The following is a 10,096-nucleotide window of genomic DNA, read 5'->3' as shown; positions in this document are numbered from 1 at the left end:
GGTTGGGGGTGCGCTCGCCTTCCAGGTACGGCACCAGCGTCAGCCCGCCCGCCCCCGGCGGCGCCTGGAGCGCGAGGTTGCCGAGCTCGTCGAGGCCGACCCCGGCGATGCGGGCGGCGGCGTCCATGACCCTGGCGGCGTTGAGCGTGCATACCAGCGGCAGGAAACGTCCCGTCGCGTCGGCGAAGCCGGCCACCGCGCCGGTGGGGTCGGCGCTGGGGGTCTCGGCAACCGCGAAGACGGTGCCGGAGGTGCCGAGCGAGACCACGACGTCACCGGGCTTGGCGCCCACCCCCAGTGCGGCGGCCATGTTGTCACCGGTGCCGGGTGCGATCAGCACGCCCCCAGGACCCTGCGCGCCCGTGACCGTGGCCACGGCCTCCTCCGCCGGTCCCAGCACCCGGGGCAGCAGCGGCACCGCCCCGAACGCCGCCTTCAGCAGGTCCGTACGGTACGCACCGGTGAAGGGCGACCAATATCCGGTGCCCGACGCGTCTCCCCGGTCCGTGGTGAGGTGGTCGAGCGGCGGGGGAGGGGCGTCCTGCCAGGCCGCCCGGGAGAAGGGCACCCCCGAGGCGAACGCCCCGGCCAGCCGCCATGTGAGCCAGTCGTGCGGCAAGCACACCGCCGCGGTCCGCCGTGCGTTGGACGGCTCGTGCTCGGCCAGCCACCGCAGCTTGGTCACCGTGAAGGAGGCCACCGGCACCGAACCGACCGCGTCGGCCCACGCCTGCGGGCCGCCCAGCTCCGCGATCAGGTCGAGGGCGGCCTGAGCGGAGCGGGTGTCGTTCCAGAGGAGGGCATCGCGTACGACATTTCCGGACTCGTCTAGGCAGACCATCCCGTGCTGCTGCCCGCCGACGCTGACGGCGGCCACGCCGTCCAGCCCGCCGGCCTCCTCGAGGGCCTGCAACAACGCCGTCCACCAGTGCGACGGGTGCACCTCCGTGCCGTCCGGGTGCGGCGCCCGGCCCTGCCGCACCAGCGTGCCCGTCTCCGCGTCACGAATGACGACCTTGCAACTCTGCGTCGAAGAATCGACCCCAGCGACCAGCGTCACCCACGAACTCCTAACAAGTGCTCCAGCGCAAGCTGGTTGAGATGAGTGAAATGGTATCCGCGCCGCGCGGCTGCGTCGGGATCGAAGTCGTCCCCGGCCAGATCGGCCAGCGTCTCGCCGCGGTTGAGCGTGGGCAGGCTGAGCTCCTCGACGCGGGAGGCGCGCAGGGCTTCACGGACCTCCGGGTCGGCCCGGAAATCTCGGGCCTTCTCCCGCAGAATCAGGTATGTCCGCATGTTGGCCGCCGCGGACACCCACACGTCGGACGGGTCCTCCGTACGCAGCGGCTTGTAGTCGAAGTGCCGGGGCCCGTCGTAGCCGCCGTGCTCCAGCAGGTCCACCAGGAAGAACGCGCTCATCACGTCGCCGTGCCCGAAGACCAGGTCCTGGTCGAAGCGCGGCCCGTGCTGCCCGTTGAGGTCGATGTGGAAGAGCTTGCCGTGCCAGAGGGCCTGGGCGATGCCGTGCACGAAGTTGAGCCCGGCCATCTGCTCGTGGCCGACCTCAGGGTTGAGCCCCACCATGTCGGGATACTCGAGCTCGCCGATGAACGCCAGCGCGTGCCCGATCGTCGGCAGCAGGATGTCGCCGCGCGGCTCGTTGGGCTTGGGCTCGATGGCGAAGCGGATGCCGTAGTCGCGCTCGCGTACGTATCCGCACAGCAGGTCGATGGCCTCCTTGTAGCGGGCGAGCGCGGCCCGCACGTCCTTGGCCGCGTCGGACTCGGCGCCCTCACGGCCGCCCCAGCACACATAGGTCCGGGCACCCAGCGAGGCGGCCAGGTCGAGGTTGCGCATCACCTTGCGCAGGGCGTATCGCCGCACGTCACGGTCGTTGCTGGTGAACGCGCCGTCGCGGAAGACGGGGTGCGTGAACAGGTTGGTGGTGGCCATGGGCACTTTCAGCCCGGTCTCGGCAAGCGCTTTCCGGAAGGCCGCGATCGCCCGGTCGCGATCAGGCTCGACGGCGAGCAGGTCGTCGTCGTGGAAAGTGACGCCATAGGCTCCGAGCTCCGCCAGCCGGTGCACGCTCTCCACGGGATCGAGGGGCGCCCGGGTGGCGTCCCCGAACGGATCGCGTGCCTGCCAGCCGACCGTCCACAGACCGAACGTGAATCGATCATCAGGGGTTGGCTCGTACATGAGTCGATGCTCCCCTGGCGATCAGTTCTTCACAAGCCCGATGGATCGCGCCCCACGCTGATCTCCTCGGCGATCTTGCGTATCTCCGCCACCTCGAGGCCGGGGGCCTGGGGCAGGTCGCGCAGCAGCGCGTCCATGACCACGGGCACGGGCTGGCCGGCGAAGCGGCCCGCGATTCCGTGAACCGCCCTGAACAGCGCCTCTTCGGTGTCGTGCATCGGCATCTCCTCGATCGGGTACGCCGAGAACGCTACGGCCTCCGCCCGACAGTTTTCTCGCTATCGCGCCAGCGTGTTCCCACCGGCCGGGGAAACGTGCCCGCCGGCCGCGGAGACGACGGCGGCACAGATCTCGTCCAGCTCGCGTACCTGCTCGGGCTCGAGCACGTCGAAGAGGGTCCGCCGCACCTCCTCCACGTGCCCATGAGCGGCGGCGGCGAGCGCGGCGTACCCCTCTTCGGTCAGCACGGCGACATTGCCCCGGCGGTCGGCCGCCGAACGCTCGCGGCGCACCCAGCCGCGCTCCTCCAGTCGCGCCACGGCGTGCGAGAGGCGGCTCTGGGAGCTTTGCGCCTGGGCGGCCAGCTCGCTCATCCGCATCGCCCGCCCGGGCGCCTCGGACAGGCGTACGAGGATCACGTAGTAGGCGTGCGGCATGTTCGCGTCCCGCTGGAGCTGGCGGTCGAGCGCCTCGTTGATCAGCTGCGTCGCCGTCAGGAACCGCCGCCAGGTCCGCTGCTCGTCCTCATCCAGCCATCTCGTCACCCGCTCAATCTAGTTGAACTCTCATATACTTAGTGGTGGGACTCTGCTGAAAGGGGATCATCATGCCGGTCCATCGGCTCAACCACGCGGTCCTTTACGTCCGCGACGTGGAGCGCAGCGTCGCCTTCTACCGGGAGGCCCTCGGCTTCGAGGTCGTGATGGGCATGCGGGGCGCCGCCTTCCTGCAGGCTCCCGGCTCGACGAACGACCACGACCTGGGCCTGTTCGAGCTCGGCGAGAACGCCGCGCCGTCGCCGGCCGGCCGCACCTCGGTGGGCCTCTACCACCTGGCCTGGGAGGTCGACACCCTCGACGAGCTGGAGCGGATCGCGGCCAAGCTGGCCGAGCTCGGGGCGCTGGTCGGCTCGTCCGACCACAGCACCACCAAGGCGCTGTACGCCAGGGACCCCGACGGGCTGGAGTTCGAGGTGTCGTGGCTGGTGCCGGCCTCGCTGCTGACCGACGAGACCCTGGCAGGCCGCGCCACGATCCGCCCGCTCGACCTCAGCGCCGACAAGGAGCGCTACGGCGCCCGGACGCGGGGCGGAGTAGGCGTGTCCATCCCGGCCTGAAGTACCGTGGCTGTATCGACTCCTTTGATTAGTCGACTCCTTCTCTGCTGCGGAGAACGGTCATGCCAAGCGATCCTGATCACGTGCTCGACGCTATCGACGGCGCCGTCGACGAGTGGGAGACGCTGAGCGCCGACGCCATGCGCTGGGCGCCTCCCGAGAACAAGAGTCCCGATTTCCTGACCGAGATGACCGAGATCTTTGGTCCGCTGGTCAACGCGTTCTCCGAGGCGCTGCGGCCCGTCAGCGACGCGTTCGAACGGGTCCTGCACGCCCTGGACGAGGACGACGACTAGCCGGTACGCCGCCGCCGCGCCCGGCGCGGATAGGCCTTCGCCGTCTCGGCCAGCCGCGCGGAGTGCTCGGCCTGCTTGCGCCAATGCCCGTACGCGTCGCCGCGCTGCGCCAGCCGGTCGAGCTCCTGCATGGTGGTGAGCGGGATGAACGCCGGCTCGGCGTCGCGCCAGGGAGTCCCCGGCAGCGGCATGAACGTGTGCGTGTGGATGCGCGCCCCGAGATCGGCCAGGTCGGCGGCCAGTTTGAGCGAGGCGTCCTGGTCCGTCTCGTCCTCGCCGGGCATCCCGAAGATGAAGTCGACGTTGGGCCGGAAGCCGTGCTCGACCGCGATCCTGACCGCGTCGCGCACCGGTGACGTGTCGTGGCCGCGCCCCGAGGCCGCGAGCACCCTGTCGGATCCCGACTGGGCGCCGATGATCAGGTTGTCGTTGGCCACGTACCGCTTGAGCAGCCGCATCGCCTCCGGCGTGACATGCTCGGGGCGCACCTCCGACGGGAAGCTCCCGAAGAACACCCGCCCGTTCGGCGGCAGCTCCTCCTTGACCCCGGCCAGCAGCTCCTCCACCGCGCCGAGATCGGGGTCGGGGCCGGGGGAGCCGTACGAGAGCGATGTCGGCGTGATGAACCGGATGTCCCGCAACCCCCGGTCCACCATGCCGCGCACGTGCTCACGCACGCTGGCGACCGACCGGTGCCGGAACTGGCCGCCGAACATGAAAGGTGTTTGGCAAAAGCGGCACGTATAACGACATCCACGCGTGATCTCGATCGGCCCGTTCCTGCCGACGAAGGACGGGAACGTGTCCAGTGGCAGTTGCGGCGCCGGCCTGGTCCGCAGCGCGACCCCGTCCTCGTCCTTGATCGCCAGTCCGGGGACCGTGGTGAGCGGCTGATCGTCCTGCAGCGCGCGGACGAGTGCGATGATCGTCGACTCGCCCTCGCCGATCCCCGCCAGGTCCCAGCCCGCGTCGATGACCTGCTGCGGCTCGGCGGTCGCGTGCACGCCGCCCGCGATGTGCAGCCCCCGGCCGCCGCTCAGCGCCTTGACCGTGGCCAGCTCGGCCGCCATGGCCTCGGCGTCCGGCGAGTAGAAGGACCACAGCACCAGCACCCGGCCGGCCTCGCCGGCGAGAATGTGCTCGGCGGTCTCCTCCGGAGTCGTGCCCAGCCGCAGCTCGTGCTCGACCTTCGCGGTCTCCAGGGCGGCGAGCAGCGCGTGCACGCCGTACGTCACAGCCTTGCGGTATCGGACCACCACAGTCACGTCAGCCACCATTGGACTTTATGACAGGTCTGGGTACGCTCCCGCGCCACGTTCACCGTGCGGGCGCGATCATGGACACGGAGCGGCGAGCCTGGGGCGGAGAGCGGCAGCTTGCGTGACCAGCGGAGCCCCGTGCGAGCGCGACCATGAACACAGCGGCGCTGGAACGCCGCCCGTTCCGGGCCAGGATCGAGGCTAGACTCGTGCCATGCACTGGCGACATTGATGACTGACCAGAGGCCGGCGCGGGGCGCGCGGACCTCCGAGGCGACGAGCACTCGGAGTCCCTGCTCGTCTCCCTGGAAGGCCTCATGCTCGTCCCGAAACTTTACGCCTATACGTTCCTAGGCGAATTCATCCTGCTCTACCCGGTGTACACGCTGTTGTTCATGGACACCGGGTTGTCCGTGGCCGAGACCTCGTCCCTGCTCATCATCTGGTCGGTGACGGGCATGGTGCTGGAGGTCCCGTCCGGCGCGTGGGCCGACGCCGTGTCCAGGCGTCTGCTCCTGTGCCTCGGCCCGCTGCTGGCCGGCGCCGGTTTCGCCCTGTGGACCATCGCCCCGTCCTATTGGGCGTTCGCCGTGGGCTTCGTCTTGTGGGGCGCGGAGGGCGCCCTCGTCTCCGGTGCCTTCGAGGCCCTCTCCTACGAGGAGTTGGAGCGTCTCGGCCAGGAGGGCCGGTACGCCACCGTCATGGGCCGGGCCGAATCCGTCGGCCTCGTCGCGGTCGCGGCATCGATGGGCCTGGCCCTGCCCGTCTTCGCGGCCGGCGGCTATCCCGCCGTCGGGGTGGCCAGCGTCCTGGCGTGCGTCCTGTGCGCCGCCACGGCCCTGACGCTCCCCGAGCATCGCACGCCCCCCACCGCAGCCGAGGGGAGTTATCTCGCGGTTCTCCGAGCGGGGTTCAACGAGGCCCGCTCGGACCGGAGGGTGCTCGACGCGCTCCTCCTCGTCTCCTTCGTGACGGCGATCTGGGGTGCGCTGGAGGAGTACGTTCCCTATCTCGGGGCGGAGACGGGGTTGTCCAAGACCGCCATCCAGGTGGTGACCCTCGTGGTCTGGCTCGGGGCCACGGCCGGCGGCCTCCTGGCCGGGACCGCCCAGCGCATGCCCGCCCGCGCGTACGCCCTGACGATCGGGGCGGCGGCCGTCGCCATGGCGGCGGGGGCGCTGAGCGGGCACGCCGCCGGGTTCGTGTTGATCGCGGTGGCGTTCGGGGCGTTCCAGATGACGGGGGTGGTGGCCGACGCGCGCCTCCAGGAGCGGATCACCGGCCCGGCCCGGGCCACTGTGACGTCGGTCGCCGGGCTGGGCGAGAATCTGGTCACGCTGGCGGTCTACGCGGTCTATGGGGCCGCCTCGTCGGGCCTGTCCCACGGTGCCACGTTCGCCCTGCTGGTGGCGCCGTACGTGCTCATCGCCTTACTCGCGCTGGGGTCCCGTCGTCAGTAGCGGGAGGGGATCCGCTTGGGCAAGGGCGGCGGTTCGGGGACCGCCGCCTCCTCCTCGGGAGGCGGCGCGACGGGCTCGGCCGCCGCCCGCCACCGGGAAGGGAAGACCGAGGCGGTGAGCAGGATGCATCCGACCACGGGAGACCAGGTGTGGAGGAACGATTCGTAGCCCTGGAGATATTCGGCGGGCACGAACTCGTACCACAGCTTGTGGTCGCCGCCCATGCCCAAGCGCACCTGCGCCGTCACCCAGAGTCCCATGAAGGCCAGGCCCGGCAGCAGCGAGCCGAGCGGCGACACCCGCGACCCGGCCAGGACGCCGACGACGATCACGGCGCCGAACAACGCGGCCAGCGCGATCCGGTCGACGATCGGCTGGGGCCTGTTGAGGCCGTACGCGACCCCCGCGGCGATCAGCGGTGTGGCCACAAGGCCCGCGCCCGCACCGAGCACGTGACGAACACCGTTACGCACAGAGAACACCTCCAGCAACGGGACCTTACCGACCTAATGCCACATCCACCTTTAAGGCGAGAAATGTCCGGTTCGGACCCTGTCCCAAACCCGGCCATAACACCGAAATACGGGCCCTTTGGTATCTGATCCGCCTTCGTACCAGCCGTTAACTTGACAGCACCCCCACCCGAGGAGTGCACATGTCGAGTAAGCGCTGTGCGCTGGTAGGCGGCGTCATCTTAGCCTTCTGCCTGGCAACCCCCCTCAGCCCCGCAGCAGCTGATCCTGCACCGCAATCCACCTCCCCAGCACCCCCTTCCATGGTCGACGCGCTCGAACGCGACCTCGGTCTCTCCGAAGCCCAAGTCGTCACCCGGCTGGCCAACGAGGAACGCGCCGCGGCCGCCGAGTCCACGCTGACCGCCGAGCTCGGCGGGTCGTTCGGCGGCGCCTGGCTGAACGACGACGCCTCCAAGCTCATGGTCGCCACCACCGACCCGAACGCCGCCCCCGCGATCGAGGCGAAGGGCGCGCAGCCGGTCCTCGTCAAGCGCACGCTGGCCGACCTCAACGCGGTCATGCAGAAGCTCGACGCGGCCCCGCGGCGGACCACCGCCGCCGCCTCGCTCTGGTACGTCGACGTGAAGACCAACACCGTCTCCGTCCAGGCGCCCACGGTCGAGGCCGCCGACGCCCTCGTCGCCGCCTCCGGCGTCGACCGGAGCCTGGTCACCGTGGCGGCCACGGCCGAGCGGCCGGGGACGTACATCGACATCATCGGCGGCGCGCCGTTCTACATCGGCTCCAGCCGCTGCAGCGTCGGCTTCTCCGTCACCAGGGGCAGCACTCCCGGCTTCGTCACCGCCGGGCACTGCGGCCGGGCCGGCTCCAGGACCACGAACCCCACGGGCACCTTCCAGGGCTCGTCCTTCCCCGGCAACGACTACGCGTGGGTCGCCGCCCCCGGCAACAACGCGACGCCGTACGTGCGCGGCTCCGGCGGCTCCCTCGTGACCGTCCGCGGCTCCACCCAGGCCTCCGTCGGCGCGTCCATCTGCCGCTCCGGCTCCACCACCGGCTGGCGCTGCGGCCTCATCCAGCAGCACAACGCCACCGTCAGGTACCCGCAGGGCACCGTCACCGGCCTGACCAGGACCAGCGCCTGCGCCCAGCCGGGCGACTCCGGCGGCTCGTTCATCTCCGGCAACCAGGCCCAGGGTGTGACCTCGGGCGGCTCGGGCAACTGCACCACCGGCGGCACGACGTACCACCAGCCGGTCAATGAGATCTTGAGCGTTTACGGTCTCACACTCCGAACCGGCTGACCGAAAACCCCCGCGCAGCGTGCCCACCAGACCCGGGCACGCTGCGCGGCCGTTTGCGGCGATGAGTTTTCGCCCGCCGCCAGGTCTGTCCCCTTGTACACGCATTTATGAACAGAGGAGACAGTCCATGAAGCGCCCGGCCCTTGGCAGCCTTCTGCTCGCCAGCACCGCCCCCGACCGCCTCCGCACCTGGTACGTCACCGCCCTCGACCCCGAGAGCGACACCGACGTCAACGGGTACGGAGTGCTCAAGTTCGGGGAGTTCTTCCTGTTCATCGACACGCGGGACGACGTGGCCGACAAGAATCCCGAGCCCGGCCGGGTGATCCTGAACTTCGACGTGGACGACGCCCGGGCCGTGGCGGCCCGCATGGAGAGCGCGGGCGTGACGTGGCTGACGGAGCTGGAGGACCGTGACGGCAGCTTCTTCGCCACCGCGATCGACCCGGACGGCAACTACGTCCAGATCATCCAGCTCAGCGAGGAGCACAGGAAGGCGATGTGACGATGTTCGGCACGACGAAGGCGTTCAGCGGGTTCTCGGTGAACGACATCGCGGCGGCGAAGAAGTTCTACGGCGAGACGCTGGGGTTGCGGGTCTCGGAGGAGCACGGCCTGCTGACCCTCCGCATAGCGGGCGGGACCGACATCCTGGTCTACCCGAAGGCCAACCACGCCCCGGCCACGTTCACTATCCTCAACTTCCCGGTGGAGGACATCGACACGGCCGTGGACGAGCTGGTGACCCGCGGAGTGCGTTTCGAACGCTACCCGCAGATCAAGACCGACGAGAAGGGCGTCTCCCGCGAGGAGGGCCCGCCCATCGCCTGGTTCACCGACCCGGCGGGAAACATCCTGTCCGTGCTCCAGCTGTAGGCATCTTGGGGGACACATGACGTTGTGACGGACGCCGCGCGTCATGGCGTGGATACATTGCGGAGTCGACAGGTCACCCTGCGGCGAAGGTGAGCCCGCCATGACGGTTGCGCCCCTGCGAGAAGCCGGCGAAGCTCGTCGAGACGGCGTACAAGTTCGGGGACCCCGGCGCGCGCTCCAGTTTCTCCCAGGTGCCGCACTCCTGGTGTCGATGGTGCTCGCCCTGCTGGCTCATGACACACCCGCCGGCGACATCGCCATGTACTTCGGGTATGTCGCACTCGGCGTGGTGGTGCCGGGCACGCTGATCTGGCGCGCGTGCTCACCCGTGCGCGGCGGCCTGGCCGTCGATCTCTCCGGTGGGACCGCGGTGGGCTGTGCGGCCGAGGTTCTGGCCTACATTGCCGCGCGAGCCGGGAACGAGCCGCGCTGGTTCCTGGCGTGGCCGCTCGCCACCATGATCACCTTCACGGTGACACCCCGCCTGCGACGTCACTGGCGCGTCGCCCCAGGGGCCTGGCGCATGCCGGCGGGCCCGGCCTGGTCGCTCACGGGTCTCGTCGCCGTCGTGGTCATCTGGGCCGCCACGATCCTCTATCAGTGGCATGGCCTGCGGTGGCCGGGCAACGCCAACCCCTACGTCGACATGCCGTTCCATCTGTCCCTCGTCGGCGAGCTCAAGCACCACGTCCCGCCCATGGTCCCGCAGGTCCTGGGTGAGCCCCTGTCCTACCACTGGTTCGTCTACGCCGAGATGGCCGCCACTAGTTGGGCCACAGGGATAGAGCCGGAGACGCTGCTCTTCCGCCTGTCCATGCTGCCGATGGGGACGGCGTTCGTCGTCCTGATCGCTGCGCTCGGCAAGCGGGTGACAGGATCCTGGTGGG

13 protein-coding genes are annotated in these 10,096 nt (G+C 70.0%); 7 read left to right on the top strand and 6 right to left on the bottom strand.

Annotation, left to right across the window (positions count from 1 at the left end):
• The 4 genes from ETD86_RS49430 to ETD86_RS49415 all read right to left on the bottom strand — a co-directional run.
• On the bottom strand, nt 1–1,060 hold a 1,060-nt coding region (locus ETD86_RS49430), incomplete at its 3' end, for an FGGY family carbohydrate kinase (RefSeq protein WP_138673552.1).
• Complete coding sequence (gene xylA, locus ETD86_RS49425) at nt 1,057–2,202, bottom strand: xylose isomerase (protein WP_138673551.1); 1,146 nt, start codon at nt 2,200–2,202, stop codon at nt 1,057–1,059. The genes xylA and ETD86_RS49430, both read right to left, overlap by 4 nt.
• A 29-nt stretch (nt 2,203–2,231) precedes the next feature.
• Entirely contained in the window at nt 2,232–2,420 is a 189-nt protein-coding gene (locus ETD86_RS49420; RefSeq protein WP_138673550.1) for a hypothetical protein, read from the bottom strand.
• A gap of 60 nt (nt 2,421–2,480) precedes the next feature.
• On the bottom strand, nt 2,481–2,966 hold the full coding sequence (locus tag ETD86_RS49415) for a MarR family winged helix-turn-helix transcriptional regulator (protein WP_211370818.1): 486 nt from the start codon (nt 2,964–2,966) through the stop codon (nt 2,481–2,483).
• Nucleotides 2,967–3,028: 62 nt separating this feature from the next.
• Between ETD86_RS49415 and ETD86_RS49410 the strand changes: the two genes are divergently transcribed.
• Both ETD86_RS49410 and ETD86_RS49405 read left to right on the top strand, forming a co-directional pair.
• Complete coding sequence (locus tag ETD86_RS49410; RefSeq protein ID WP_138673548.1) at nt 3,029–3,538, top strand: VOC family protein; 510 nt, start codon at nt 3,029–3,031, stop codon at nt 3,536–3,538.
• A gap of 83 nt (nt 3,539–3,621) precedes the next feature.
• Nucleotides 3,622–3,834: a hypothetical protein gene (locus ETD86_RS49405; RefSeq protein WP_138673547.1), complete on the top strand. Its 213-nt coding sequence runs from the start codon at nt 3,622–3,624 to the stop codon at nt 3,832–3,834.
• Here ETD86_RS49405 and ETD86_RS49400 read toward each other — a convergent pair.
• Entirely contained in the window at nt 3,831–5,099 is a 1,269-nt protein-coding gene (locus ETD86_RS49400) for a TIGR04013 family B12-binding domain/radical SAM domain-containing protein (protein ID WP_246149441.1), read from the bottom strand. The genes ETD86_RS49405 and ETD86_RS49400 overlap by 4 nt on opposite strands.
• A gap of 311 nt (nt 5,100–5,410) precedes the next feature.
• On the opposite strand from ETD86_RS49400, the gene ETD86_RS49395 reads away from it, so the two are divergent.
• Nucleotides 5,411–6,553, top strand: coding sequence for an MFS transporter (locus tag ETD86_RS49395; protein ID WP_138673545.1), 1,143 nt, complete (start codon nt 5,411–5,413; stop codon nt 6,551–6,553).
• Here the strand turns inward: ETD86_RS49395 and ETD86_RS49390 are convergent.
• A complete protein-coding gene (locus ETD86_RS49390; RefSeq protein WP_138673544.1) occupies nt 6,547–7,026 on the bottom strand; it encodes a hypothetical protein in 480 nt (159 codons plus the stop codon). The two genes, ETD86_RS49395 and ETD86_RS49390, sit on opposite strands and share 7 nt — an antisense overlap.
• Nucleotides 7,027–7,328: 302 nt before the next feature.
• Here ETD86_RS49390 and ETD86_RS49385 point away from each other — a divergent pair, with 302 nt between their 5' ends.
• The 4 genes from ETD86_RS49385 to ETD86_RS49370 form a co-directional block, all read left to right on the top strand.
• Nucleotides 7,329–8,333, top strand: a complete 1,005-nt coding sequence (locus tag ETD86_RS49385) for a S1 family peptidase (RefSeq protein ID WP_246149440.1) — start codon at nt 7,329–7,331, stop codon at nt 8,331–8,333.
• A gap of 127 nt (nt 8,334–8,460) precedes the next feature.
• Nucleotides 8,461–8,838: a VOC family protein gene (locus tag ETD86_RS49380; RefSeq protein WP_138673542.1), complete on the top strand. Its 378-nt coding sequence runs from the start codon at nt 8,461–8,463 to the stop codon at nt 8,836–8,838.
• Between the two features lie 2 nt (nt 8,839–8,840).
• Nucleotides 8,841–9,209 (top strand): VOC family protein, encoded by a 369-nt coding sequence (locus tag ETD86_RS49375; protein WP_138673541.1) that lies wholly within the window; start codon nt 8,841–8,843, stop codon nt 9,207–9,209.
• Between the two features lie 205 nt (nt 9,210–9,414).
• A partial coding sequence (locus tag ETD86_RS49370) for a hypothetical protein (RefSeq protein WP_211370817.1) occupies nt 9,415–10,096 on the top strand: 682 nt, incomplete at its 3' end.

Source organism: Nonomuraea turkmeniaca (assembly GCF_005889735.1).
In the GTDB taxonomy this organism is placed as follows: Bacteria; Actinomycetota; Actinomycetes; order Streptosporangiales; family Streptosporangiaceae; genus Nonomuraea; species Nonomuraea turkmeniaca.
The sequence above is the reverse complement of the archived record's forward strand: the minus strand, read 5'-3'. Positions and strand labels throughout refer to the sequence as shown.

Coding starts and splice junctions, on each gene's coding strand:
- ETD86_RS49375 (WP_138673541.1), top strand. CDS start 8,841: ATGTTCGGCACGACGAAGGCGTTCAGCGGGTTCTCGGTGAACGACATC.
- ETD86_RS49380 (WP_138673542.1), top strand. CDS start 8,461: ATGAAGCGCCCGGCCCTTGGCAGCCTTCTGCTCGCCAGCACCGCCCCC.
- xylA (WP_138673551.1), bottom strand. CDS start 2,202: ATGTACGAGCCAACCCCTGATGATCGATTCACGTTCGGTCTGTGGACG.
- ETD86_RS49420 (WP_138673550.1), bottom strand. CDS start 2,420: ATGCACGACACCGAAGAGGCGCTGTTCAGGGCGGTTCACGGAATCGCG.
- ETD86_RS49385 (WP_246149440.1), top strand. CDS start 7,329: ATGGTCGACGCGCTCGAACGCGACCTCGGTCTCTCCGAAGCCCAAGTC.
- ETD86_RS49395 (WP_138673545.1), top strand. CDS start 5,411: ATGCTCGTCCCGAAACTTTACGCCTATACGTTCCTAGGCGAATTCATC.
- ETD86_RS49410 (WP_138673548.1), top strand. CDS start 3,029: ATGCCGGTCCATCGGCTCAACCACGCGGTCCTTTACGTCCGCGACGTG.